This is a genomic window from Acidobacteriota bacterium (assembly GCA_016715115.1).
In the GTDB taxonomy this organism is placed as follows: domain Bacteria; phylum Acidobacteriota; class Blastocatellia; order Pyrinomonadales; family Pyrinomonadaceae; genus JAFDVJ01.
Map to the genome: position 1 here is coordinate 520844 of JADKBM010000013.1, position 26317 is coordinate 547160.

At 55.5% G+C, this 26317-nt stretch carries 28 protein-coding genes; 23 read left to right on the forward strand and 5 right to left on the reverse strand.

Going from position 1 to position 26317, the window contains the following annotated elements:
* Positions 1–140 precede the first annotated feature (140 nt).
* Together IPN69_17150 and IPN69_17155 are read right to left on the reverse strand one after the other, a co-directional pair.
* Positions 141–692 (reverse strand): hypothetical protein, encoded by a 552-nt coding sequence (locus IPN69_17150; protein ID MBK8812438.1) that lies wholly within the window; start codon positions 690–692, stop codon positions 141–143.
* A gap of 390 nt (positions 693–1082) precedes the next feature.
* Positions 1083–2537 carry an MATE family efflux transporter gene (locus tag IPN69_17155; GenBank protein MBK8812439.1) on the reverse strand — a complete coding sequence of 485 codons (1455 nt, stop codon included), beginning with the start codon at positions 2535–2537 and terminating at the stop codon, positions 1083–1085.
* A gap of 200 nt (positions 2538–2737) precedes the next feature.
* Between IPN69_17155 and IPN69_17160 the strand changes: the two genes are divergently transcribed.
* Positions 2738–2962 (forward strand): hypothetical protein, encoded by a 225-nt coding sequence (locus IPN69_17160; GenBank protein ID MBK8812440.1) that lies wholly within the window; start codon positions 2738–2740, stop codon positions 2960–2962.
* Positions 2963–3156: 194 nt separating this feature from the next.
* Here IPN69_17160 and IPN69_17165 read toward each other — a convergent pair whose 3' ends face one another.
* On the reverse strand, positions 3157–3984 hold the full coding sequence (locus IPN69_17165) for a hypothetical protein (GenBank protein MBK8812441.1): 828 nt from the start codon (positions 3982–3984) through the stop codon (positions 3157–3159).
* A 143-nt stretch (positions 3985–4127) separates the two neighbouring features.
* Positions 4128–5696: a hypothetical protein gene (locus IPN69_17170; protein ID MBK8812442.1), complete on the reverse strand. Its 1569-nt coding sequence runs from the start codon at positions 5694–5696 to the stop codon at positions 4128–4130.
* A gap of 182 nt (positions 5697–5878) precedes the next feature.
* On the opposite strand from IPN69_17170, the gene IPN69_17175 reads away from it, so the two are divergent.
* The 3 genes from IPN69_17175 (at position 5879) to IPN69_17185 (ending at position 8409) form a co-directional block, all read left to right on the forward strand.
* Positions 5879–6304 carry an OsmC family protein gene (locus IPN69_17175; GenBank protein MBK8812443.1) on the forward strand — a complete coding sequence of 142 codons (426 nt, stop codon included), beginning with the start codon at positions 5879–5881 and terminating at the stop codon, positions 6302–6304.
* A gap of 158 nt (positions 6305–6462) precedes the next feature.
* A complete protein-coding gene (locus IPN69_17180; GenBank protein MBK8812444.1) occupies positions 6463–7275 on the forward strand; it encodes a hypothetical protein in 813 nt (270 codons plus the stop codon).
* A gap of 30 nt (positions 7276–7305) precedes the next feature.
* Entirely contained in the window at positions 7306–8409 is a 1104-nt protein-coding gene (locus IPN69_17185; GenBank protein MBK8812445.1) for a hypothetical protein, read from the forward strand.
* Positions 8410–8748: 339 nt separating this feature from the next.
* Here IPN69_17185 and IPN69_17190 read toward each other — a convergent pair whose 3' ends face one another.
* Positions 8749–9531: an SDR family oxidoreductase gene (locus IPN69_17190; protein ID MBK8812446.1), complete on the reverse strand. Its 783-nt coding sequence runs from the start codon at positions 9529–9531 to the stop codon at positions 8749–8751.
* Between the two features lie 389 nt (positions 9532–9920).
* Between IPN69_17190 and IPN69_17195 the strand changes: the two genes are divergently transcribed.
* The 19 genes from IPN69_17195 to IPN69_17285 all read left to right on the forward strand — a co-directional run bounded on the left by IPN69_17195 (position 9921) and on the right by IPN69_17285 (position 26224).
* Positions 9921–11420 carry a hypothetical protein gene (locus tag IPN69_17195; GenBank protein ID MBK8812447.1) on the forward strand — a complete coding sequence of 500 codons (1500 nt, stop codon included), beginning with the start codon at positions 9921–9923 and terminating at the stop codon, positions 11418–11420.
* Positions 11420–12292, forward strand: a complete 873-nt coding sequence (locus IPN69_17200) for a GntR family transcriptional regulator (GenBank protein MBK8812448.1) — start codon at positions 11420–11422, stop codon at positions 12290–12292. Before IPN69_17195 ends, IPN69_17200 begins: the two co-directional genes overlap by 1 nt.
* A 64-nt stretch (positions 12293–12356) precedes the next feature.
* Positions 12357–12788, forward strand: a complete 432-nt coding sequence (locus IPN69_17205; protein MBK8812449.1) for an Rrf2 family transcriptional regulator — start codon at positions 12357–12359, stop codon at positions 12786–12788.
* Between the two features lie 66 nt (positions 12789–12854).
* Positions 12855–13508 carry an NAD(P)H-dependent oxidoreductase gene (locus tag IPN69_17210; GenBank protein ID MBK8812450.1) on the forward strand — a complete coding sequence of 218 codons (654 nt, stop codon included), beginning with the start codon at positions 12855–12857 and terminating at the stop codon, positions 13506–13508.
* Positions 13509–13622: 114 nt separating this feature from the next.
* Positions 13623–14231 carry a pyridoxamine 5'-phosphate oxidase family protein gene (locus IPN69_17215; protein MBK8812451.1) on the forward strand — a complete coding sequence of 203 codons (609 nt, stop codon included), beginning with the start codon at positions 13623–13625 and terminating at the stop codon, positions 14229–14231.
* On the forward strand, positions 14228–14839 hold the full coding sequence (locus tag IPN69_17220; GenBank protein ID MBK8812452.1) for a thioredoxin family protein: 612 nt from the start codon (positions 14228–14230) through the stop codon (positions 14837–14839). Before IPN69_17215 ends, IPN69_17220 begins: the two co-directional genes overlap by 4 nt.
* Before the next feature lie 25 nt (positions 14840–14864).
* Positions 14865–15263, forward strand: coding sequence for a DoxX family protein (locus IPN69_17225; protein MBK8812453.1), 399 nt, complete (start codon positions 14865–14867; stop codon positions 15261–15263).
* Between the two features lie 86 nt (positions 15264–15349).
* Positions 15350–16378: an NAD(P)-dependent alcohol dehydrogenase gene (locus tag IPN69_17230; GenBank protein ID MBK8812454.1), complete on the forward strand. Its 1029-nt coding sequence runs from the start codon at positions 15350–15352 to the stop codon at positions 16376–16378.
* An 11-nt stretch (positions 16379–16389) separates the two neighbouring features.
* Positions 16390–16659 carry a DUF3303 family protein gene (locus IPN69_17235; protein ID MBK8812455.1) on the forward strand — a complete coding sequence of 90 codons (270 nt, stop codon included), beginning with the start codon at positions 16390–16392 and terminating at the stop codon, positions 16657–16659.
* Positions 16652–17299, forward strand: coding sequence for a class I SAM-dependent methyltransferase (locus IPN69_17240; protein MBK8812456.1), 648 nt, complete (start codon positions 16652–16654; stop codon positions 17297–17299). Before IPN69_17235 ends, IPN69_17240 begins: the two co-directional genes overlap by 8 nt.
* A gap of 14 nt (positions 17300–17313) precedes the next feature.
* Entirely contained in the window at positions 17314–17862 is a 549-nt protein-coding gene (locus tag IPN69_17245; protein MBK8812457.1) for a glutathione peroxidase, read from the forward strand.
* 101 nt (positions 17863–17963) lie between these two features.
* The gene (locus IPN69_17250) at positions 17964–18860 is read left to right on the forward strand and encodes an aldo/keto reductase (GenBank protein MBK8812458.1); all 897 of its coding nucleotides are present in this window, start codon (positions 17964–17966) and stop codon (positions 18858–18860) included.
* A 28-nt stretch (positions 18861–18888) separates the two neighbouring features.
* A complete protein-coding gene (locus tag IPN69_17255; GenBank protein MBK8812459.1) occupies positions 18889–19845 on the forward strand; it encodes a quinone oxidoreductase in 957 nt (318 codons plus the stop codon).
* 51 nt (positions 19846–19896) lie between these two features.
* Positions 19897–20682 carry an SDR family oxidoreductase gene (locus tag IPN69_17260; GenBank protein ID MBK8812460.1) on the forward strand — a complete coding sequence of 262 codons (786 nt, stop codon included), beginning with the start codon at positions 19897–19899 and terminating at the stop codon, positions 20680–20682.
* Between the two features lie 51 nt (positions 20683–20733).
* On the forward strand, positions 20734–21786 hold the full coding sequence (locus IPN69_17265; protein ID MBK8812461.1) for an alkene reductase: 1053 nt from the start codon (positions 20734–20736) through the stop codon (positions 21784–21786).
* Between the two features lie 158 nt (positions 21787–21944).
* The gene (locus tag IPN69_17270) at positions 21945–22871 is read left to right on the forward strand and encodes a 2-dehydropantoate 2-reductase (protein MBK8812462.1); all 927 of its coding nucleotides are present in this window, start codon (positions 21945–21947) and stop codon (positions 22869–22871) included.
* Between the two features lie 589 nt (positions 22872–23460).
* Entirely contained in the window at positions 23461–24501 is a 1041-nt protein-coding gene (locus IPN69_17275; protein ID MBK8812463.1) for an aldo/keto reductase, read from the forward strand.
* A gap of 299 nt (positions 24502–24800) precedes the next feature.
* Complete coding sequence (locus IPN69_17280; GenBank protein MBK8812464.1) at positions 24801–25346, forward strand: hypothetical protein; 546 nt, start codon at positions 24801–24803, stop codon at positions 25344–25346.
* Positions 25347–25843: 497 nt separating this feature from the next.
* Entirely contained in the window at positions 25844–26224 is a 381-nt protein-coding gene (locus IPN69_17285) for a VOC family protein (GenBank protein MBK8812465.1), read from the forward strand.
* Positions 26225–26317: the final 93 nt, after the last annotated feature.

Below are 26317 nucleotides of genomic sequence, written 5' to 3' on the forward strand. Positions count from 1 at the left end.
CCCGAATCAATTCAGGAAATCATTGAGAAAAACCACTTTCTCTATTTTTTTATCTGCTAAAATGACCCAGTTTTCAAAAAACGTTTAGGACGGGATTGATCCCAAATCCCAAATCCAAAATCCCAAATCGGTTGTCAGTTCTAACCGTTGACCTTTATTTCGGTCTCGCCGGCGTCTGCGTCCGGCAGCTGAAATCCCTCGAGCCCGAGCATCTTGATCCCGTTCTTGGTTCCGAAGAGAGACTGGACCACGCACGTCAGAAATGCACCCGGCCCGATCGAGCGAACGGCCGCCGGCAAACCCGAGGAGTTGGCCTCATTGAAGGGACAGTTAACGATGATCGTCGAGTTCCATTTCGGTTTCCTTGAACCCTTCACCAGATTGCCGCTGAAGCTGACCTGTCCGAGTTTTGTCGGCGTCTTCTCTTTCGCCACCAAGAAACTCGGCGGAACGTAGAAGATATCCAGCAACGCGTCAAATTGGACGATCATATTCGACTCGTCCGTTTCGACTTCGAGCATCACTTTCCTGAAGCCGCCAAAAACATCAGACTCAGTGTCGGGGATGTGAAACTTGTATATCTCGCCGTCGCCCACCAGATTGGGTTTCGCTCCAAGAATGAAATCGTGCGGGTTGCCGCTGGATTTGAAGGTGTAGACTGTCTGATCGGTCTCAATTCGCCGGTTTGCCATTTTGCCTCCTCGCCGCTGTACGTTCTTCGACGATCAAGTGCCGTTTTGAAGACGACTTTGATTTCTTGCGAGCGTCGAAGAGCCGCTTTTCGCCCCTGAAACTTCGCCGACAAGCCGGGGGCGGCAGCTAACGTCATTTTAGCTCACGACGAGGATAATTTGAATCTATCTTTTGGCAAAATGCCGAATTCGTCTGGGGACTCGAAGAACGACAGCAAGCTTTGTTCGGATTTGAATTCTGTTCGTGGATGTGGCAAATTTCAGGTCGAGGCGCAATGGTCGGACTCGCAGCGGATAACGGGTCGAAGCGTATTGGGTGCCCGCCCGCTGACGCAGGCGGTACCGACTCGCGGCAAATCCCAAATCCCCAATCCCCAATCCCAAATTGAACTACGCTTCGGTGGTCGAAATATCAACCTTTATTGACCGCCATTTCCCCTGCCTGAAGCGCCAGATGCTCAGGACGCATCTCGCGATGTGGCCGGCTAGGATCGCCGTCCAGATGTGCCAAGGACTAAGCGTCGAGAACTCACGGATCGCGAAACAGATCCCGAGCGGGATCAAGACCTGTGAAACGATCGAAATGTAGAGCGGGCTCTTCGTGTCACCAGTGCCCTGAAGTCCGCCGGTGTACGTCAGGGCGACCGAGACGAACAATCCTGAGACACTCAGGAATCGAAGCAGTTGAACACCGATCTCGACCGTGAGCGGATCCTTCATCCCGAAAACCGCGAGCAGCTGAGCCGGGAAGAAAAAGAAAAAGAAGCCGACAAATGCGGCAACCGCGAGGCCAAACCGCGCAGCGGCGTGAACCGCGGCGTCGGCACGGTCGGGCTGCTTCGCGCCGAGATTCTGGCCGGCGACCGCAGCCGCCGCGCCGAGAAGCCCGAAAGATGTCCAGGTGATGAACGAAAAGAGCTGCGTGTACGAGACCGCGAACGCCGCCTGGGCTGCTGCGCTTTCCGCCAGCGACCCGATAAATGCCAGCATCAGGACGCCGCCGACGTTCATCGCGATGCCCTGGATCCCGGCCGGTAGTCCGAGTTTGAAGAGCTTTCTGATGATCGAAAAATCAGGTGCGTAGCCGTTCTTTTGTTTGAGCGTCAGAACCCAACGCCCCGTCGCCAGGTTCCAAACCGAATAGATCGCCAAGAGCCCGGAAGCGAGGCAAGTTCCCATCGCCGCGCCTTTTGTGCCGAACGACGGGATCGGTCCGAGCCCGCGGATGAAAATGATGTTGAAGACGAGGTTCATAACCGTCAGCGCGATCGCCAGCCGCATCGGGGTTTTTGCGTCGCCCGCAGAACGAAGCGCGCCCCCGAGCATAAAGAACATCATCATTCCGACACTGAATAGAAACATTATCCGCAGAAACGGAAGCGCTTCGGCCTTGACGCCGGCTTCGGCGTTGACGAGATCGAGCAGGTACGGAGAGGCGAAATAGCCGACCGGCGCGATGACGAAGAACGCGATGAAAACGGCCGTCAGAAATCCCTGATAAAACGTGCGGTCGACTTTCTCTTCCTCGCGCGCGCCGGTGAATCGCGAGATCATAATGTTCATCCCGATAAAGATCGACGAGACGAAGACGACGACGACCAAAAAGATCTGAAAGCTGACGCCGATCGCCGCATTACCCTTGAATCCGACGAGATTTCCGACAAGTATGTGATCGACGATGCCTTGAAGCCCGCCGACGGCGTTGGTCAGCATCGTCGGCCAGGCGATCTTCCAGACTGCCGGACCGAGCGGGCCTTCGACGATCGATCGGTCGTATCTTGATTTGTTTGGGACGGGCTCTTCGGATGAATTCTCAGCGTCTTGCTCGTCGGCCGTTTCGTCCATTGATTGATCTCCTGCGGAAGTTGATGCGTAAGTATAGCGAAACCGTTCAGAAAGGTCATTTCGGATCGCATCAGATCGCGGTTCAAAAGACCGGTTGTCGGAGCCTAAAAAAAGGAATATATTGGAATTGACGGTGTCGTAAGGATGCCGGCATCGATGGTTAGCATTCAGCATCCGTTCAAAATCAAGGAGACTAACGAATGAAAAAACTATTTGCGACGCTAATGTTGCTGACGGCTGTTTCTTTTGCTTTCGCCGGCAAGGCGGGGGATTCGGACGGCGCTATTGAGAATCCGAAATCGCAGTATGCTCTCTGCCACGACCAGAATGGTAAGTGGGATCCGCAGAGCAAATCCTGTGACCCGTATGCCTGCGGATGCCTGTTCCATCAGATCGAAGAGTTCATTATGGACATTTTCAGCTGATGATCGGTTGATTTTGTGACCTGATTTTAGGGCTTCCCAAACAGAAATTAATGGTCCGGAAGAAAATTGTCCGGATTCCAAACAAATCGGGGGCTGCTTCCCAACAGCCCCCGCTTTTGTGACCCTAGGGTCGCGGGTCAAAAATGCAGACCCGTTCAAAACTAACTCTTTGCATAGACTTTCGCATTAACTTCTCAACCAGCGGTCGATTGATTGAAACCACTGGTGTTTTTCAGCCGATAAACGCCGCTTTCGACCCGCTCCGCAAAGCCTTCACCGACGAGCTGATGATTCGCCATTCCGGTTTCCCAGCGGGCGAGGCCAATGGCTTTCGACAATTCACCGAGAATTGTCGTGCCGCACATCGCGAGAAACGCTCGGGCGATCTCGCGGACCGCGGTCTCGCGTGAGATCTTCTTCGCCAATTCGTCGGGGAAACGGGCTTCGGCGAGCGTCCAGATGTAAGTGAATTTGGGTTCGTACAAAACTTCCTGCGGAACTACTTTGAGATGCATCTGCAATTGATCGAGTGCCTTGGTGAATTCCTTGCGGTCATCGATCCCGGCCTCTGCACGGAGATCGGCGCTCGCCATTTCCCATTCCTTTCGCAGAACCTTGAGGATCTTACGCGCGGCCGGCGAAAGTCTTTCCTTTTCGTCCTTTTTCGGAATCCCCCAGATCGCGTTGAAGCAGGGAACGAGCCGGGGCGCGACGAACATCGAGCGGCCCTTGACGAGTTTGCCGTAATAGACCTTCCCGCGCCGCATCACTTCGTCCTTTAACACCCACGCGAGACTGGCTTCGGGGTCTTTCTGGACATTCCGCGGCATATGGGCGTCGCGCCGGCCGCAGACCGCGATGTAGACGCTCGGAAGATTCGTCCGCGCATCGGTCAGCCCAAGGCAAAACCCCAGATCTTCGACCATCGCCTCGATTTCCGCCGCCGTTTCGATCCGAAGAACCTCGTCTCGCCGCCATTTTCGGTCGCGAAAAAGTTCAGCCTCTTCGGGAAGCGATTTCATACCGACTAAAATAGCACAGGCAGGGAGCAGTGCAGAGTGCAAAGTGCATAGTGCAGAAGTGCAGAAGCGCAGAGTGCAAAGTGCATAGTTCGTAAGTTCGTAAGTTCGACTATGCACTTTGCACTCTGCACTCTGCACTGTTCCTATCGATTCGGTGATGACGACTGGACCGTCACCGTCGAACCTTGTTTCAGTTCGAGATCGTCCTTGCCCTGGAGCACGACCGAGCCCGCGCCGGCGCTGCCGCCGATGATCGCGCCGATCGCCGCGCCTTTGCCGCCGCCGAGGATCGCGCCGATCAGCGCTCCGGCCCCCGCGCCGATGCCGCCGCGCTTGACGGTCTCTTTCGTCTGGCTGTCGCCCTTTGCGGTGCCTTCGGTGTCGATCTTGACGGTCTTGCCGTTTTGATCGGTGACCGACTGAAGGTAACCGGCAAAATCGTACGTCTCACCGCTGCGCAGGGTTATCTTCTCGAAATTGAACGTCAGCTTCGAGCGGCCGGTGACCTTGCCGGAACGGTTGATGCCGCTGATATAACCCTCGATGACCGCGCCGCGATATTCATTTGGCGACTGGACCGTCATCCGAAAGCGATCGTTGTTCTGCGAGATCTTTGTCGACAGGTCATTCTCGAGAATTCCGCTGATGATCGTTCCGCCGGGTACGATGAAGTCCCCGGTTCGCTGCGTGCGCGTCGTCGGAGCATTCGGATCGTCGGTCGGATCGTTCGACGAATAGGTCTGGTTGTCCTGATCGGCGTCCGTCGTTGTGGTCGTCGTCACGGTACTCGGATTCGTATCGATATCGAGACGCGCGACTTGATCGGTCTTGTTGTAGAAACTATCGGCGAAAACGGTCTGACTCAAATACTTCGTCGTGATCCGGCGCGTCACCTTGAGCCCGCGCCCGCCATCCTCGATCGCGAACGTGATCGTGTAATCCGATTCACCGCCGAGACTTGAGATCGTCAGATCCTGTTTGCCGAGCAGAGCGCGAACGCGAACGTTTGTGCCGCTTGAATTCTCGACCCTTGTGCGTCCGTCGGCTGTAAAGGTCACCGCCGGGGCGCGCGTCGATGCAAGCGTCACCTGGTTGCCACGGATCTCGATCGCGATCTGTTCCGCCGCTTCGAGCTTGTTTTCGAGGTCCTGTCGCTCGGCGTCGGAAACGTCGCTGTTCTCGACGATGTCGCGCGTGTCTTCGCTGCGCGAGGCGTCAAGCTGATATGTGCCTGTAAGCGAATTCGACGACATCGGCATTGTCCGAGTCGTGTTTCCGCCCGCGTTCCAGTCCCAGTTGACCGAATAATTTCTCGCCAAACGGTCAAGCAGCGTCCGGACATCGTTCCAGTCTTTCTGGACGGTGTCGTTGACGCGGTTCGACCGGAGATAATCCGAGATCGATTTCGCCGCGTTCAAGACGTCGAGCACGTCGTCGGCGTTTTCGCGGCGCTGATTGAGGTTGGTCTGAAAGGCCCGGATGAGACGGTCAAGTTCGACGACGTCGTTTTCGAGCGAATCGACATCGTCCGAATCGCGAAGTCCGTAGCGAAGGCTGTAACGCAGATCATCGACTTTCGAGTCGAGACTCCGCAAAGTGCCCGCCACCTCACGCTGGTTCGGCGCCTTTTGCGCCAGCGCACTGCCCGCCAAACCCAAAACCGCCAAAACCGCTATCACATAGACCGAAACCAAGCTTTTCATTATGCTCATTTTTATCGTTGCTCCTTCCGTTCGTGCACGAGTTACCAACCATTTCGTGCTCGCGATACTTTAGAAGCAGATTTCGTGCCATAAAGTTGTTCGCCGATTCGGTTCATTATCCGGGTCGAAAAACCTATAATTGAGAACGTAAGCAAATTACGTTCAGGCGTTCAATTCAAGGAGACAGAAAGATGTCGGATATTCAAGCAAAAGCGGTCGTACAATGGGCGGGAGATGATCTATACATCGGGACATCACCCAGCGGTCATTCTATAACTGTTGATACCAAAGGAGAAAACAAGACGGCGCCGTCGCCCGTCGAACTGCTGATGATCGCTGTCGCCGGATGCACGGCGGTCGACGTCGTTTCGATCCTGCAGAAGAAACGGCAGAAGATCACGGCGTACCGGGCCGAGATCTCGGGGACGCGCCGTGAAGATCATCCGCGTGCGTTCACGTCCTTCCATATTCACCATTTGGTGTACGGTCACGACGTTTCCGAACAAGCGGTCGCGCGTGCGATCGAACTTTCGGACACGAAATACTGTTCGGTCGCGGCGACCGTGCGTCCGGCGGCCGAGATCGAGACGACCTTCGAGATCATCGAATCGGAGTAGAACGCAAGCGAACTGGAGCGCAAGCGTCCCCGACTGGAGCGCAAGCGTCCCCGACTGGAGCGCAAGCGTCCCCGCTTGCAATGAGCGCGCAGCGCGAACGGCCGCGGATGGAACGACACCAATTGCGGAATTTCAATATTTATTCCAGAATTGCACGGATGAAATCACAACTGGCACCCGAAGAGATCGAACTGAACAAAAAGCGGAAGGTCCTCGACCGTTTGAAGGACCGCCTCGCCGACAGCGAGGAAGAGATGGCCGATCTGCGGGCGGAACTCGAACAGTTCGAAGCGCGTTACAAGATGGATGTCGCGCGGTTTTATCACGACTTTGACGAGATCGAGGCGCAGATCGCCGAAGAAGAGGCGAAACTCGTTCCGGACGATGAGGAGATCAAGAAACGGGCCGAAGAACTTCGACGGCGCGCGGAAGAGTCCGCGATTGACGCCGACGAAGCAGAAGCTTGGGACAAATTGCGGCCGACTGCAGCGGCGAAAAAGGCGTATCACGATCTGGCGCGCATCATTCATCCGGATCTCGCCCTCGACGCCGCCGAGAAAGAGCGCCGTCACGCGCTGATGGCGACGCTGAACGACGCTTATTCCGCCGGCGACCAGGCGCGGCTCGACAAGCTCGTCGAGGATTTTCGGGACTCTCCCGATTTGGTCAAAGGCGATTCGGTGGGAGACGAGCTGGTCCGGGCGATCCGGCAGATCTATCAGATCAAAAAACGGCTGATTGAGCTTGGAAGAGAAAAAGCGGACGCCGAACAGTCGGAATTGTACGACCTTCGTCAAAAGGTCGAGGCCGAACTGCGTGAAGGCCGCGATCTGCTCAAGCAGATGGCCGAACGGACGAAGACGCACATCCGCAAGGCCGAAAGAAGGCTCGCGAATCTCAAGAACCTGAATATCGCCCAGGAAGAATACGTTCGTGAAAAGTACGGAATGGATATTTCGGAATTTCGATGATCAGACCGGCTGAGGCCGGAACCCAAAACAATGGAAAATGCCCCTGAGATAAACAAAGAAAATGTAAATCGTTTTTTATGTCCGAATTGCTCGGCGAATATGGTCTTCGACGCGGCGCTCGGAAAACTCGCCTGCCCGTATTGCGAGCACGCGCAGGAGGTCGCCGCCGAGGGTTCTGTCGATGAACGCGACTTCTATGAATTCATCGATCGCGCCGCGCAGAATCTGCAGCCGATGGCGCAGAACGCGATGCAGGTCAACTGCGACAGTTGCGGCGCGATCGTCAATTTCACGCCGCCCGAAACAGCGACCTCGTGTGCCTTCTGCGGCGGCAAGATCGTCGCCCAGCCGAAGGCGGCCGATCCGCTCGTTGCGCCCGAAGGGGTTTTGCCTTTCTCGGTTCCGCCGCCGCAGGCGATCTCGAATTTCAAAACTTGGATCGGGTCGCTCTGGTTCGCGCCGTCGGCGCTCAAGACGATGGCGACGGCCGACAAATTGTCGAGCATTTACATTCCTTATTGGACCTACGACGCATCGACCCAAAGCTCTTACAGCGGCGAGCGCGGCGATTATTATTACGAGACAGAGTATTACGAGGAGAACGGCGAGCAAAAGTCGCGGCAGGTCCGGCACACGCGCTGGTCGTACGCCAGCGGACAGGTCGGGCGTTTTTTCGACGATGTCTGCATTCCGGCGACGACCTCGCTGTCAGAAGAATATCTCCGAAGGCTCGAGCCGTGGGACCTCGACCAGTTGAAACCGTATGAACCTGCCTATTTGTCGGGACACAAGGCGCAAACCTACCAGATCGCACTCGATGCCGGGTTCGAGAAGTTCAAGGGAATCGCTTACGACGTAATTTGCGCGGATGTTCGCCACGACATCGGCGGCGACGAACAACGCATCGGCAACGTCACGACCGAATACGGCGACGTCACGTTCAAGCATTTGCTGCTCCCGATCTACGCCGGCGCCTATCGGTTCAATGAAAAGGTCTTTCAGATCGTCGTCAACGGCCGCACCGGCGAGGTCCAGGGCGATCGGCCCTACAGCTGGATGAAGATCGGCTGTCTGGTGTTCGTGATCGTCGCCATTATTCTGATCGTCATTGCGCTGATCGCCGCGCTGAAATAAGGAAATCGGCAAGGAGAGCGACAGAGGTCCGCTGTTCGATCGTCAACGATCGAACAGCGTAAAACGTCGCAAATCTCAAGTAAGACTCACGTCCGAGCGTTCCTTCAAAATCCTTGTGTGGGTATTTTTACCCGATTCGATCGTTGATGTCAACGAAAACTTCTCGGACTGGAGCGCAAGCCGACTGGAGCGCAAGCCGACTGGAGCGCAAGCGTCCCCGCTTGCAACGGCGTGGAACGCCGTAAAGCCGTTGAACCTGGAGCGCTGGTTTCCCCGGCGCTGTTCGCGCTCCGCGCTCAGTGCAAGCGGGGACGCTTGCGCTCCAGTCGAAATCCCAAATCACCCAAGACTCGTTCCAAGCAACCATTGACCACCGTCGACGACGAGTGTCACGCCGTTGACGTAGCTCGCGGCGTCCGACGCGAGGAAGAGCGCGGCGTTTTCGATGTCGGCGATACGGCCGAAACGCTGCAGCGGGATTCGCTTCGTCAGCTTGTCTTTCAACTCCGGCGGCAAAAGGCGCTTCATTCCTTCGGTGTCCTCGATCGGGCCGGGCGCGATGCCGTTGACGCGTATTCCGTAGCGTCCCCATTCGACCGAAAGATTGCGCGTGATCGCGTCGACTCCGGCTTTCGCGGCCGAAACGTGGATCTGCATCGGCGTCGCAAGATAATGAAGCGTCGCGGAGATGTTCAGGATCTGGCCCTTGGATTTCTTCAGCTCTTCGAACGCCGCCCGGCACACGTTGAATGTGCCTTTCGTATCAATATCGACGACCGTCCCGAAGCCGTTGGCCGAAAGTTCGTTGGCCTTGCACAAGAAGTTGCCGGCGGCGCCGTTGACGACGATGTCGATCTGGCCGTAATGCGAAGCAGTTGCGGCGATCGCGCGTTCGACTGCTTCGTAGTCGCGGACATCCGCGACGACCGTGAAACACTCGCCGCCGTTATCCTCGACGAGTTTCTTCATCGCGTCGAGGTTTTCCTGTTTCCGCGAAGTGATCGCGAGCCGCGCCCCGGCTTCCGCGAACGCCCGCGCGACGCCTCCGGTGATGCCCGTTCCGCCGCCTGTTACAAAAGCCGTCTTTCCCTGTAAAATGTTATCCGCAAATACTTTCGTCATACAGATAAGGTAAAAAGGAAAAGGGAAAAAGGCAAAAGGGGAAAAGGGAAAAGGGAAAAGGGAAAAGGGAAAAGGGAAAAGGGAAAAGGGAAAAGGGAAAAGGGAAAAGGGAAAAGGGAAAAGGGGAAAAGGGAAAAAGGCAAAAGGGAAAAAGGAAAAGGGGAAAAGGCAGAGGGGAAAAGGCAAAGGGAAAGGGAATGCAGAAACCCAAACAAACATCAGGTAATTGGTCTAGGGGTGAAGGGGTGCCGGTTCGAAAAGTGTTTGAATCGCGCGGCGTACAATTACGCGTTCTTGGGCGCCGGTGTTTGAGGCGACTTGCCGGGCTCTTTGCCATTTGCCTTTTAACTGTTGCCTTCGGTTCTTCCTGCAGTTCTCCGCCGACCGATATGCGGGCGCTTTTACCGGCTGAAACGCTCGTTTATTTGGAAACGAACGATCTCGGGCGATTGCTTGGGAGCCTGCAGGATACAAAGGCGTTCGAGCAGGCGATGAAGAGCAAGACCGACTTCTCGGCGCTCAACGGATTGCAGCTCGCCGTTGCGGTGACCGGCTTTGAGGCTTCCGAGAATCAGGTCACGACCGAGAATTCCGTATTGAATTTCAAGCCGCGTTTCGTCGCGGTCGGCGACACTCATTCGTGGAATCGCTACACGCTTCAGTTCGTTGAAGAAAAACTCGGCAACTTCATCAATGAGACCTACGGCGGCGAAGTTCAACTCGAGCGTACTGACCGCGCGACGGGGAAGCACTTTGTCTGGACTGCGACCGACGGGCGCAAGGTATTTGCGTTCGTTTCGGGCAGCCGGGTGTTCTTCAGCAATGACGAAACCGCGCTCGAGAAATGCCTCGCGGTCGCGCGCGGCGAGGGCGAAAGTTTGATGAAAAACGAGGCGCTCGCAAGATTAAGTGCGGGCGATGCAAACGTGCTCGCGAACGGTTACGTCTCGGCGGACGGCATCGCCCAACTTTCGAACGTCGCCGGCGTTTCGACCGCGCTCGAAGCGACCGACGATGAGGACGGCCGCAGTTTTATCGCGCGCGTTTTTCCGGAATTCGTCCGAAGATCGGTTAAAGAGGTCGTTTGGACCGCGACAAAGACTGAAACCGGCGTTGAAGATCGTTTCACTCTTACACTCAACCAGGAAACCGCGGGGGTTTTCAAAGAAACGATGAAACCGGCGACTTCCGAAGTCGCTCTCGCCGACCTCGTGCCGTCTGAACCGTTTGGTGCCACGCGCTACAATCTCGATAATCCGCAGGTCGCGTGGCGCAGTCTGCTCCTCGTCGCCGGCCGCAACACCGACGCGACAAGCGGCAATATCATCGTCGCCTTTGCCGGCAGCCTGCTTGAACCGTACGGCGTTTCGGATGCGGAAACATTTTTGAGCGCCGTCGGCAGCGAGATCTGGACGGCCTCGATCGATTCCGATGGCGACAAATCGGTCGCCATCGTCTCCGTCAAGGACATTGAAAAGGTGAAAAGATCGATCGCCGGAATCGATTTCAAGCTCGCTCCGGAGATGCGCGATAATGCGGAGATCCGCCGTTCGGCCGACGGTGAGACGGCGGCGATCCTGATTGATGGAAAACTCGTCATCGGCGAACCCGAGGCGGCCCTGAAATGTCTCGACGCGCGTCTGACCGGCCAGAATTTTTCCAAGAATACGGCGTTTGCGAGATTTAAGGGGAACAATGCGCCAGCCGTGACCTTCGGCAAGGAAGCGACGGACAGATCCGCGGCGCTGCTCGGCAAGAAAAAGGAAGAGAATCTCCAGTTTCTGACGAATTACCTGACCGAAACGCGTTTCAACGACCGCGGACTTGAGCGGCGGACAACTTCGCCATTCGGACTCGTCGGTCGCATTCTCGAACAGTTGGACGATTGATGAAACTTTGGATCGCCAAGAAATCGGAAATCCCGGTCCGCCAACAGATCGTCACGCAGGTGACGCTCGGAATCGCGAGTGGCGAACTCGCCGTCGGCGACAAACTCCCGAGCACCAGCGAGATCGCGCGCCGATTCACGATTCACGCGAATACCGTTTCGCACGCCTATCAGGAGTTGGCCGATCTCGGCTGGCTGGAATTTAGAAAGGGAAGCGGTTTCTATGTGCGCGAAACGGACGGCGGCAACGAGAATTCGATCGAATGGCTGGTCGCGAGATTCTTGAAGGAAGCGCGTGAACTTGGATTCTCGGATGAAGAGATTCGCGGATGCGTTTCTAGATTCGCCGTTCAAAGACAGCCGAATCGGGTGCTGCTGCTTGAAGACGATGAAGGATTTCGGGAGATTCTCGTCGCCGAGATCCGCGATTCTCTTGGGATCCGCGTCGATGGATCTCCAACGCTGCAATTCGACGGCGTGGGCGACGATCGAACCGTTATCGCCGCGATGTTCGACGAGAAGCCGAAGATCGGAGCCGAAACTGAATGCGTCTATCTAAAAGCTCGTTCGGTCGCCGAAGCGATGTCGGTCGAAAACCGCCCATCGAAATCCGATTTGGTGGCCGTTGTCTCGGGTTGGGACAAGTTTCTGTGGCTTGCGCGGACGATGCTCGTCGCGGCAAAGATCGATGCCGAAAGCCTGATCATCCGTTCGACCGGCGAAAACGGTTGGCGAAGCGGGATCGATTGCGCATCACTCGTCATCTGCGACGCGCTGACCGCCAGTTATCTTCCGAACGACGAGCGAATTCGGGAATTTCGTCTGATTTCCGACGAATCGATCGACGAACTTCGTGAGTCGATCGATCACTGAATTCGGCGGTTGCCGACGCTTTGCTTGACAAGCGGCGGAATTTGTAACTATACTTGTTACAGTTATGGCGGCAAACAGTCAGTTCTCGATCGCGGTTCACGTCTTGGCAATGCTCGCCAAGAGTTGTGACGAACGCATCAAGTCGGATTATCTGGCGAAAAGCGTGAACACGAATCCGGTCGTCATCAGACGGTTGCTTTGCAGTCTGCACGAGGCGAATCTGGTTGTTTCGCAGACCGGCGCCTGCGGCGGAACGTGTTTGTCGAAGAAAGCCGAAGACATTTCGTTGCTTGAAGTTTTCAACGCGGTCGCCAAGAGCGAGGTTTTTTCGCTCCATCCGAACACGCCGAATCAAGATTGTTTCGTCGGCCGCAACATCCAGCGCGTGCTCGGCGGTTTGCAGACCGAGATCGACCGCGCGATCGAAGAAAAACTTGCGCTTTACACGCTGCGCGACGTGATCGAATCGGTCGAGGACCAGACGGCCGCGGTTTGATCGAGTTTTTTTGCGTTGTTTTGTATCAACGCTGGTTACAAAAATATGAACGAAAAAGGGGCAATAATGAACAATCATAAAATCTCGCGCGAGGCGATTCTCGGGCAACTTAACTGGCGCTATGCCGTCAAGAAATACGACCCGACGAAAAAGGTGTCCGACACGGACTGGAAAACGATCGAAGACGCGATGCTGCTTGCGCCGTCGAGCTACGGACTTCAGCCTTACAAATTCATCGTCATCACCGATCCGGCGATGAAAGAACGGCTCCGGCCCGCGGCATATAATCAACCACAGATCACCGACAGTTCGCATCTGGTCGTATTCGCGTACAAACGTGCGCTGACGACCGAGGACGTCGCGCGATTCATCGACCTCAACGCCGAGGTTCGCGGCACGGAGCGCGAGTCGTTGGAGGGCTTCGAAAAAATGCTCAACGATTCGGCCGCCCACGCGATCGACGGCGGTTATGCCGAAACCTGGAATTCTCGCCAGGCATACATCGCGCTTGGATTCTTGCTCAACGCGGCCGCGCTTCTCGGAATCGACGCGACGCCGATGGAAGGGTTCGAAGCGGCGAAGTTCAACGAGATCCTCGGGCTCGAGGATTATTCGGCCGTCGTGCTCGCGGCCGTCGGCTATCGCGACGCAGAAAACGACCGACTCGCTTCATTGCCGAAAGTCCGCGGTCGCCGCGAAGATCTGGTCGTCAGGATCTGAGGAGTTCGGATGAAGGCGTTGTTGTTGAAGTCGTTATCAGGTTTGCTCGCCGGTTACTGGTGGCTGATCGAGCGCAACGGTATCCTGCAGCGCCTGACGCAGTAAGAGGTGAAAATGTCGTCGAAGTTCTTTGAGTTCGCGTTTACGCCAAACGTTTTGGCTGTTCAGGAAAAGCAAAAGTCGCGGGCGATCTATGCCCGTTCGGAATCGGGCGAAACCACGCCCTCGGCGCTCGGCGGCGCCGAGGTCGACTTCATAGAACAGCGGGATGGTTTCTATCTCGCGACGGTCGGCGAAACAGGCTGGCCCTACGTGCAGTTTCGCGGCGGGCCGCGCGGGTTTCTTCGCGTCCTCGATGAAGGAACGCTCGGATTTGCAGATTTCCGGGGCAACCGACAGTACGTCAGCGTCGGAAATCTCGCCGGAAATGACAAGTCGGCACTGTTTTTGATGGATTACGCGAATCGGCGCCGGCTGAAGATCCTGGCCCGCGCCGAGATCGTCAAAGATCCGGGAACGCTCGCGCGCCTCAAGCCCGAAGGTTATGCCGCGAAGATCGAACGCGCACTGATATTTCATATCGAAGCGTTTGACTGGAACTGTCCGCAGCATATAACTCCGCGCTACACGGCCGATGAGGTAAAGGAAATGATCGAGCCGTTGAACGAATACATCGAAAAGCTCGAAAAAGAGCTTGAAGATTTGAAAAGGGGTGAACAATGAAAGATTATATCGAAAAATCAATGACCTGGTCCGGGTACGCGAATCTGCTCGACCGTTTGCTCGCTGAAGGCAAAACAACCGGACCGAATCAGTCCGAAGCGATGTTGGATTATGCGAAGCTCAACATCCGGCGGATGAAACGGGTCGGAAAAACGACGGTTCTCGGTGAATCAATACTTGCCTCGGTCCACGAAAACCGTCGGAAAATGATCTGGCTGATAATCACGGAAGGGTGGTGCGGCGATGCGGCGCAGTCGATACCGGTCATCGAACGGATAGCCGCAGCGGCTGAAAACATAGAAACGCGATATGTGCTGAGGGATGAGAATCTTGGCCTGATGGATGCGTATTTGACGAACGGAGCGAGGTCGATCCCAAAGCTGATCGCGCTCGACGCCGAAACGCTTGCCGAACTTGGAACGTGGGGGCCGCGTCCGCGGGCCGCGATGGACTATTTTCTCGAGATGAAGTCAATTGGCTTGGACAAGTCCGAGATGATGGAGAAGCTGCAGCGCTGGTACAATGAGGATCGCAACCAGGCGATCCAGAACGAGTTTCAACAACTTCTGGAGCATTGGAATTCCAGTTCCAATGCCGCGAATAATTGATCGAATTTAAGGGAGGAAGGAACGAATGACGGATTTTTGGACGAGTTGGCAGCCGCGAATTTTGAGTTTGCTGCGCTTTATGGCGGGGTTTTTGTTCGTTTGGCACGGAACGCAGAAGCTTTTCGGTTTTCCTGCGTCGCAGGGCGGCGGAGGCGGCGAGGTCGCGACGATCATTCTGGTCGCCGGCGCGCTCGAGTTCTTCGGCGGATTGTTTTTGATGGTTGGACTCTTTACACGCTGGACGGCATTCGTTCTTAGCGGACTGATGGCCGTCGCGTACTTTATGGCCCACGGCTTGAACGCGTTCCTGCCGATCGTCAACAAGGGCGAGCTCGCGGTGCTTTACTGTTTCGTCTTTCTCTATTTGTTCTTTGCCGGCGGCGGATCGATATGCATCGACGCTTTGCTAAAAAAGAAAGACTGAATGGATTTCAGGATCGCGACTACTGATTATGATGTGCGTCTCGCGAAAGCTCGAATTGCTTTCGTTGACGCGGTTGAACCTGCAAGATGAAGACATACGAAATCAATCAATTCGGAATTGACCGGCTTACGGTTTCCGATCGGGAAATGCCGTCGCCGATGGCCGGCGAAGTCCTTGTTCGAATCAGGGCGGCGTCTTTGAACTTCCGCGATCTGCTGATGGTTCAAGGGCTCTACAACCCGCGGCTCAAGACGCCGCTCGTGCCGTTCTCGGACGGCGCGGGCGAGGTCGTCGCGGTCGGCGAGCGCGTCACACGCTGGAAAACGGGCGACCGAGTCTGCCCGATATTTATGCAGGGCTGGATCGACGGCGAGGTTACGTTCGAAAAGGCACGCACCGCGCTCGGCGGTGACCGCGACGGCGTTTTGTGTGAATTCGGCTGTTTCGATCAGTCCGGATTGGTCGCGATTCCGGATTACCTGAGTTTCGATGAAGCGGCGACCCTGCCGTGCGCGGCCGTCACCGCGTGGCACGCGCTTGTCGAATCGGGCGGTATCAAACCCGGCGATACGGTTTTGGTCCAGGGGACGGGCGGAGTTTCGGTCTTTGCGCTCCAGATCGCGAAAGCGTTCGGCGCGAAAGTGATCGTCACATCGAGCAGCGACGAAAAACTTCGACGAGCGAGCGAACTCGGCGCGGACGAACTGATAAACTATAAGACAACCCCTGATTGGGATAAGCGGGTTTCCGAACTGACCGACCGGCGCGGCGTTGATCACGTGATCGAGGTCGGCGGTGCCGGCACGCTTTCAAAATCGATCGCGGCCGCGCGTATGGGCGGTCACATCGCGCTCATCGGCGTGCTTGCCGGAAACGCCGATGTAAACTGGATGCCGATCTTTATGAAAGCGATCAAACTTCAGGGGATCTTTGTCGGTTCGCGCGCGATGTTCGAATCGATGCTGGAGTTTTTCGAACGGCACCGCATAAAACCTGTGATCGATCGCGTGTTCGAATTCAGCGAGGCTCGCGATGCGCTGAAGACGATGGAATCGGCGTCGCATTTCGGGAAACTGGTGATAAACGTCGGTCAGAATCCGAAGCCAACGTCTTAGGAAGATTTGAAATGCTCTACATGGTCATCGAAAAGTTTCTCGACGCGCCGGCGATCTATCGTCGTTTCGAGGAAAAGGGCCGGATGATGCCGGATGGGCTCAACTATGTTTCGAGTTGGATCGACACGGATCTCAAGACCTGTTTCCAGTTGATGGAAACCGAAGATTTTGCGCTTTTTGAGGATTGGACGAAAAGCTGGGCGGATATTATGGAATGCGAGATCGTTCCGGTCGTAACGTCCGCGGAGGCTGCGAGACTCGTCGCAAACAAAGATGATTGACGAAGAAATTCAAAAATACGCGGATCGATTCACCTCCGGCCACGACGCTCTGCTTGAGGAGATCCTGCAGAAAACATATGCGGAGCGATCCGACAGATCGATGCTGTCGGGGTTTTATCAGGGGCGGCTATTGTCGATGCTGAGCCGTACGGCCGCGCCGCGTCGGGCTCTTGAGATCGGAACGTATATGGGGTTTTCGGCGCTTTGTATCGCCGAAGGGCTGACCGCAGATGGTCGCATTTACTCGCTCGACATTGAGCCGGAAACGTTCAAACTCGCGACGGATTTCTGGTCGCGTTCACCGCTCGGAACGAAGATCGAAGGCCGGCTCGGCAATGCGATCGAGATCATTCCGACAATTGACGAAACGCTCGATCTCGTCTTTATTGACGCCGATAAACCCAATTATTCCAACTACTTCGACCTCGTTATCCCGAAACTTCGAATCGGCGGCGTGATTCTCGCGGACAACGTTCTCTGGAGCGGCAAGGTTTTGGCGGCGGACCGCGCCGAAAAGGTCGATGACGAAACCGGTTCGCTTCACGAATTCAATCAAAAGATCAAGGCCGACGCGCGCGTCAGCCAGGTGTTGCTTACGGTTCGGGACGGGCTGATGATGATCCGTAAAGAAGCTGACTAAAAAGGAGAAAAAATATGGCAAACGGAATTTACGATATTCCCGTGAAAACGATCGACGGGGCGGAAACGAATTTGGCGGATTACAAGGGCAAAGTCCTTCTTCTCGTCAATGTCGCATCAAAATGCGGCCTGACGCCGCAGTACGAAGGGCTTCAAAGCCTCTATGGTGAATACAAAGGGAAGGGTTTCGAGATCCTCGGATTCCCGGCGAACAATTTTATGGGCCAGGAACCCGGAACCGAAGAAGAGATCAAGGAGTTTTGCTCGACGAACTTCAACGTTTCATTCCCGATGTTCTCGAAGATCTCGGTCAAAGGCGACGACCAGCATCAGCTTTACCATTATCTGACCGAGACGAAACCGGAAACCGACGTCAACGACGGGGGCCTCGAAGAAAAACTGAAGGGATTCGGCTCGGTTCGCTCGACGCCGAGCGAGGTGCTCTGGAACTTCGAGAAATTTCTGATCGCCAAAGACGGCACGATCGCCGCCCGCTTCGCGCCGGACGTCAAGCCGGACGACGAACGCCTGTTGGCGAGTCTCGATGCGGAGTTGGCGAAATAGAGGGCCGGGAAGAAGCGCTTTTCCGGCAACTGTCAACTCTTCCGGAATAGTTGATAGTTGGTAGTGGATAGAAAGCGCCCCGAAGGAAGTCGCCGAAGAGGATGCAAAAAAGAATTCTCGGCAAAACGGGTCTTGAAGTTTCCGTGCTCGGATTCGGCGGGTGGGAAATCCGTTCGTCCGGCTCGCCGGATTCCGAGGCGGCGGCGGTTTTGAACGCGGCCCTCGATTCCGGGATCAATCTGATCGACACTGCCGCTGCCTATTTTCGAAGCGAGGAATTGATCGGCAAGGCGATCTCAAACCGCCGCAGCGAGTTTGTTTTGACCAGTAAGTGCGGAGCGCTCGACGGATTCACGCGCGAAGACTGGTCGAAAAAAGGCGTTGTCGAGACGATCGAGAAATCGCTCAAACTGATGCAGACCGATCATCTGGATGTCGCCCAACTTCACAGCTGTTCGGCCGAGATCTTGCGGCAGGCCGATTGCATCGAAGGGTTGATCAGGGCCCAAGAGCGCGGATTGACGCGTTTTGTCGGCTATTCCGGCGACAACGAAGACGCGCAGTTCGCACTCGGACTCGACTTTTTCGACACGCTTCAAACTTCCGTTTCGATCGCCGATCAGTCTCCGATCGACGGCAACGTCGCGGTTGCGTTAGAGAAGAATGTCGGCGTGATCGCGAAACGACCGGTCGCGAATGTCGCTTGGCGATTCGATTCGGAGCCGGAGGAGGCCTACTATCGCGACTATTGGGAGCGGCTGGGAAAGCTTCAGTATCCTTTTTTGAAGCGAACACTCGAAGAATCGGTTTCGCTTGCACTGCGTTTCACGCTGACGATCGGGGGCGTCGCGACCGCGATTGTCGGAACGAAAAGCGAACGGAACCTGCGCGCGAATGTCAAAAACATCGCCGCCGGAAATTTGACGGGAAACGAATTCGAATCGATCCGCGATCGCTGGCGCGAAGCCGCGGACGAATCGTGGATCGGAAAGACGTAGTTTGGAAGTCCGAACCAAACACAAAATTATGAAAGCAATCAGAGTTCACGAATTGGGCGGAGCGGAAAAGTTGACGCTCGAGGAAATTGATAAACCGGTTCCGGCGGCGGACGAGGTTTTGATCAAGGTCGCAGCGGCCGGTGTCAACTACGCCGACACGATGATGCGGAGCGGGAATTATCTGACAAAACCGCAACTGCCGTTTACTCTCGGCTATGAAGCGGCCGGCACGATCGAATCGGTCGGTTCCGGGGTCGCGAATCTCAGCGTCGGTCAGCGCGTGCTCGCAACGCCAGGCAGCGGCGGATATGCCGAGTTCGCGACCGCCAAGGCGAACACCGTGATCCCAATTCCCGACGAACTCGGCTATGGGGAATCGACCGCACTGCTCGTCCAGGGTTTGACCGCGCTCGGTTTGCTCAGCGGCACGAAATCCGGTGAGACGATATTGATTCACGCCGCCGCCGGCGGTGTCGGCAGTTTGCTTGTGCAACTCGCCAAATTCAAGGGATTAAGGGTTTTGGCGACCGCGTCGAGCACCGAAAAACTCGAAAAAGTCGCCGCGCTCGGCGCTGACGTGCTGATCAATTACACCGAGACCGACTGGCCCGAACAGGTTCTCGAAGCGACCGAAGGGCGCGGCGTCAACTGGCTGATCGAGATGGTTGGCGGCGATATTGTCGCTCAGAATCTCAAGGTGCTCGCAAAACACGGAACGATGTGGGTTTACGGCGCGGCGAGCGGGCAGGATTTCAAGGTCTCGGTCCTCAGTCTGATGCAGAAGAACCACAAGATTCAGGGTTACTGGCTGATGAACGAACCGATTGCGAACCGTATCGCTTTCACCCGGGAACTGCTAGAACACATCGCCGCCGGTCGCTTGAAGATCGAGGTCACGGAGTTTCCGCTCGAAAAAGCCCGCGAGGCTCACGAGGCGATCGAAGCGCGAAAAACAACCGGAAAGGTCGTGCTGACCGTGAGTTAGATCAATCTTCAATTATCAACTGTACTGTCAATTTTCAATTATTCGATTGAGATGAATATCAGGGACAAAGTCATTCTCGTCACCGGCGGAGCCAACGGCATCGGTCGCGGCTTGTGCGAACGCTTTCATCGCGAAGGCGCGAAGACGGTCGTCGTCACGGACATCGATCTTGATGAAGCTGAAGCGGTTGCCGAACGCGTCGGCGGCGCGGCGTATCGGATGGATGTCGCGGATGAAGCTCAGGTCAGGAATGTAATCGGCGATGTGCTGGAAAAGTTCGGACACATCGACCTTGTATGTTCAAACGCCGGAATCGGCGGTGACGAGGGCTGTCTTGAGGTCTCAAATGAGAGCTGGCAAAGGATTCACGAGATCAACGTGATGTCGCACGTTTACATCGCGCGGGCCGTTTTTCCGTCGATGATCGAACGCGGCGGCGGGGCGTTTATGATCACGGCATCGGCCGCCGGTTTGCTGACGTTGCCGACGGCCGCGCCATACGCGGTGACGAAACACGCCGCAGTCGCGCTCGCCGAGTATTTTTCGTTTGCATATCGCGAACAGGAAATCGAGGTCTTTTGTCTTTGCCCGCAAGGAGTGAAAACCGACCTCATCGCGACCAAAGAAGGCGAACCGGAGAGCTTTTTGATGCCCGAAGCGATCGAGGTCGAAGATTGCGCCGAGGCCGTCGTCCGCGGATTGGAGAGCGGAAACTTCCTGATCCTGCCGCATCCGGAAGTTGCCGGTTACATCGTCAACAAGGCGACAGATTACGATCGCTGGCTCGGACACGTCAGCAAGATGCGGCGCGGGATCTTCGCCGCGCGCGAGGGTTGATCCGGTCGCTGAAGGTCGGAAGGATTTTGGTAAGGAGTAGAAAAGGGAAGTATGACAACACTATTTGATGCACTGACGATCGGAAACATCGAACTCAAGAATCGGATCATTTACGCTCCGATGACCCGGAGCCGGGCGAGCGACGACGGCGTTCAGCCTGATTACGTCGCTGACTATTACGTCCAGCGGGCTTCCGCAGGGCTTTTGATCACGGAAGCCGTGAACGTTTCAGCAATGGCGAAGGGATACGTGCGGACGCCCGGGATCTACACGGCCGAGCAGATCGATTCGTGGCGGAAAGTCGCGGACGCGGTCCACGCGGCGGGCGGAAGGATCTTTATGCAGATCTTTCACACCGGCCGGATCGCATTGCCCGATCTGCTTCCGGGAAACGCCCAGCCTGTCTCGGCAAGCAACGTCAAGGCCGCCGGACAGAACTACACCGACGCCGGGATGAAGGATTTCGTCGAACCGCGCCCGTTGACGCTTGAAGAAGTAAAACAGACGATCGCGGATTTCGGGACCGCCGCGAAGAACGCGATCGACGCCGGATTCGACGGGGTTGAACTCCACGGCGCGAGCGGCTATCTCGTGCACCAGTTTCTGATGAAACCCGTGAACCTGCGAACGGACGAGTACGGCGGATCGATCGAGAACCGCGCGCGTTTTCTATTCGATGTTCTGGACGCGATGATCGCCGCGGTCGGAAGCGAACGCGTCGGACTCAAACTGTCGCCCGCAATGCCGTTCAACGACATTCAGGAACCTGACGCCGACGAAGTTTACACGTACATAGTGAAACATCTCGGCGCGAAGAACCTTGCGTACCTGCACATCGGCGATCACGCGAATACCGGTTGGCACGAAAAATTGCGCCCGCTTTTCAATGGCGTTTACTTTGCCGGCGCGAATTTCGACAAAGAGCGCGGCGAGCTGTTCTTGGCCGAAGGGAAAGCCGACGCGATCGTCTACGGCGTGAAGTTCCTGGCTAATCCGGACCTGCCGGAACGATTCAGAATCGAAGCGCCGCTCAACGAGCCCGACCCCTCGACGTTCTACGGCGGCGGCGAAAAGGGATACCTTGACTACCCGGCTCTGGGATAGTGATCAGTTTGGGAATCAAAGATCGTTTTCCGGCAAAATCCGCGAAGACTCGCGGGAACCAATTGCTTTTCTATGTTTTTGCGTGATTCGCCGGCGTTCTTTAACGAGTGAGTCATCTGGATGATACGTAACTGCCGATTCGCGGGCAAACAAACACGATGAAGTTCAGAATCGCGATCCTCGGAACAGGCGGCGTCGGCGGCTACCTCGGCGGAATGCTCGCCGCGCATTTTGCCGCATCGGACGAGGTCGAGATCATCTTCATCGCACGCGGCGCAAACGCCACGGCGATCGAAGAAAACGGTTTGACGATCTCGACAGCGGACGGCGAAACAATTTCAAAACCGGCGTTGGTCACCAATGACCCGGACAGGATCGGCGAGGTCGATCTTCTCGTCATCGCGACGAAGGCTTACGATCTTGAAGAAAGCGTAACCCGCTTCTCAAGGCTGATCGGGCCGCGGACTTCGATCCTGCCGCTGCTGAACGGCGTCGATCATGCCGAACGGATCCGTGCCTTCTTTCCGGACGCCGATGTCTGGAACGGCTGCGTCTTTATCGTCGCGCGCCTTCAGTCGCCGGGGCTCGTACGCGTCGACAGCGAGATTCGGCTCTTTCAGTTCGGCGGCAAGGCTTCGGATTACGAGAAACTTCTGAAGTTCGAATCTATCCTTCGAAACGCGGGCGTTGACACGCAATTGTCCGCCGATATCGAAAAGACCGTCTGGGAGAAGTTCATCTTCATATCGCCGCTTGCGACGCTGACTTCGGCGCTCGATTCGACAATCGGCGGGCTGCTTGAAACGGACGAGAACCGGGCGCTTCTGGAATCGTTGATCGGGGAGGTTGCGGCCGTCGCCCGTGCGAAAGGCGTCGGAATCGCTTACGATAATGAGATCGCGACGCTTGAGAAGATCAGAAGGGCGCCTCCCGCATCGACGTCCTCGATGCATTCCGATTTCAAAAAAGGCGGGCGGACCGAAATCGAGACGCTGACCGGCTATGTCGTTCGCGAAGCGAAGAGGCTAGGCGTTTCGGCGCCGAATTACCAGCGGTTTTATGGCGGCCTGCTCACGCCGCGCTGAACCGATTAGTCCAATGGGAATCGTGGTCAATTCATCGTATTCGAAGCTAATGCCGGACGCAGTTGATGCGCATTGTCACTTCAAGAACGAGTGGAATACTTGGCGGCGTCGACCTGAAGGACCGTTTGAGCCGGCTTCAGTTCAAAAGGCACGCAACCGATTTCTCGAAGCGGTAGATCGTCTGTATCAAATCAAACTTGAACCGCTCGATCTTGGTTTTCACGAACGGCCGAACGATTTCTTTGACGAACTTTGCACCTTTCTCGAGGCCGACATCACGGCTTTCCGCTGTGGTTATGCGAAGGAGTTGTTTCTGCAAAGGCTGAAAGGAATTCCGCTTAAGGAACGACAACGAAATCGACTTCGAGAGATCGCGTTGAGATACTGTCGCTCGGCGACTGTCCGACGTGAGTTTCGACGATGGTGTCGGTTGATGGTTAAGCTGGCGGACGATGGCTTTGTCAATCGACTCAGGCTGATGACTCGATCAGGCTGATGACTCGAGATGAAGTGGGAATTTCAAAGGTGAAGTGTCGTTGGATGCTTTTAATGATTCTTCAGCAGCGACGGGAGTTTAGGATTAAGATCGATGCGATATAAACTATTAGGAAACAGCGGCTTACGGGTCTCGGAACTGTGCCTCGGGACGATGACGTTCGGCGAGGATTGGGGTTGGGGTGCGGGCGGTGACGAATCGCGGGCGATGTACGACGCCTTTCGCGAGGCCGGCGGGAATTTCATCGATACGGCGAACATTTACACCAACGGTTCGAGCGAGACGCTTCTCGGCGAATTTATTCAGGGCCATCGCGATTCTGTCGTTCTCGCCACGAAATTCTCCAATTCGATCGTGATGGGCGACCCGAACGCCGGCGGAAACAACCGCAAGGCGATGATCCGCGAGGTCGAGTCATCGCTCAAGCGTCTGAAGACCGATTACATCGATCTTTACTGGATGCATATCTGGGACAAACTGACGCCGGTCGAAGAGGTGATGCGCGCTTTCGACGATCTTGTTTCGTCGGGAAAAGTTCTGTACATCGGAATCTCGGACGCGCCCGCGTGGTACGTCGCGCGGGCGAACACGCTCGCCGAATTGCGCGGCTGGCGGTCGTTCGTCGGGCTGCAGATCGAATACAGCCTCATCGAACGCACGCCGGAGGAAGAATTGATCCCGATGGCGAAGGAACTCGGGTTGACGGTCACGCCCTGGTCGCCGCTGGCAGGCGGGATTTTGGCCGGGAAGTATCTCGATATGAACAGCGACGACGCGAAGTCGGGCCGATTCGGTTCGGAACCGATGCAGGGCGCGCTTGAGCCCGAGCGTGAACGCAAAACGCGAATCGCGAGTGAAGTTGTAACCATCGCCGCCGAACTCGGAGTTTCCCCGTCGCAGGTCGCTCTCGCCTGGATCCGCCACAAGGACCCGAAAATGGTCCCGATCATCGGCACGCGGCGTCTTTCGCAGTTGCACGACAATCTCGCGAGTCTGAATGTGAATCTCTCGGACGACCAAATGCGCCGGCTCAACGAAGTCAGCGCCTATCCGCCGATCTTCCCGAACAACTTCTTTCAAAAGGATTTCGTTCCGAAATACGTTTACGGCGGTTTGAAGGATCAGATCGACTGAGTTTGGAACTTCGTTCGGAATTCCGTCTTCAGGCGGCGTTTCATTTCGAAGATTTGAAATCGACTTCCAGCGAATCAGCGCTACCACCGCAGATTGTGCGTTCTGAAGAGTGCTGAATCGCGCTGAGATCCATCTTGAGCGTTCAGGTTGATTGATCCGTTCGAATCGGTGATGCGGAGAAAGCCAGAATGAGATATTCTGGATTTCGAAAGGCTTTTTCGCGGATCCTGTATGAAGATTGCGCTCGCCGCTGATGCCGCGGTTAGGTTCTATTCTGTTGTAATCGGAGAAGAAATTTTATGGGGCAAAAACATTTGATTGGAATTTGCTTTTCAGTCCTAATATTATGGGCCTGCACATCTTTCTTTCCTTACAAACCGCACGTTTCCGATTCAAAGCTAATAAAGAGTTTTTACGAAAATCGAGCAAACTTTGAGAAAATTGTGAAAATGGCAAATGAAGATTCAGCCGTAAAGTCAATTTACAGAGATCTCGTCCAGTTGAAAGGTTACAATACTTGGCAGAATGACACCCAGGAAGGCCTTTCAACCGAACCGTGGAATGAATACAAAAACCTCTTTAATCAACTCGGAAGTTCTTCTATTCGCCGTGTTTCTAAAGAGGGCGATATTTTGAAGTTTGCTTCTGCATCAATAGCCGTTTCTGACATCGACGAGCAGGAGTCCATCGTGATTTCAAAAGGTTATGCTCACAGTTTGAAAGAACCATCTCCGTTGGTTGATTCTTTAGATGAAATGGGTTTTGAAAGCAGAGGAACTTTTTACAAAAAGATTGACGAACATTGGTATCTTTTTCATGATTGGGGCGTAAGCAAACCTGAATGATCGAGTTGGATACCTCGGGGGAGTCTTCCAGGCCGGCGGTCATTCCCGAGCGCTGGAAAGCAAAAAGGATGGTCTTACTATTGAATATGGAATCTGGCATGAGATTCACAGCGAGGACATAGAAGTCTGCGCAGAAGAAGCACACAAGCTTTCGACGCACCTCGATCGGTCTTTTAGAATTCCCAGACCACAGCGCGTGAGTCACACATTTGTTCTCCAGGCGAGTCGGACGATATTTCGTGGTCTTTACAGGAAATATCACGCTGGCTTTTCAATTGATAGCTTGGGCAAGATCGCTCCTGTATCGGACGACACTTTTGCCGCCTACGATTAATAGTGAACAGCGTATGAAAGATGAAATCACAAGTTCACCACAACGGCGTAATCAAACGTTAGGCGGCGCAATCCACCGCCGTGCCGAATCCACCGCCCCCGGAAGATCCGTGAGCACTGTCCCAGGCACCAACTCGCAGTTACTCGCCGTGCACCCGGTGCTTATGACGAGCGACGTTCAGCGCTCGATCAGCTTCTTCGTCGAGTTGGGCTTCACGACTGCGTTCCTCGACGACCAAGACAACCCTAGGTACGCCGGCCTCAGGCGGGACGACGTTGAGATCCACATCCAATGGAACGAACTGCCTGACGCTGGGAGTGGGCAGGATCGCCCGGTTTACAGGTTCCTCGTCCGAGATGTTGACGCCCTCTATCGCGAGTTCAGTGCTCGAGCCGAACGTGTGCTTGCAGCAGCGCAGGCCACGCCCTGGCACATGCCGGCAAACACTCCATGGGGTACCAGAGAGTTTCACGTCCGAGACCCCAGCGGGAACGGCCTTCAGTTCTACCAGTCGCCGTCACCTCCGAACCCGAGCGGCGCCTAACTCTCGTTCAACCGGACCCGCTACGGCGGGCCGGTTAACTCGAACGTTCGACGTTTTCCTTTGTTTCGAACTATTTCTTCTTGATGGTGTCTA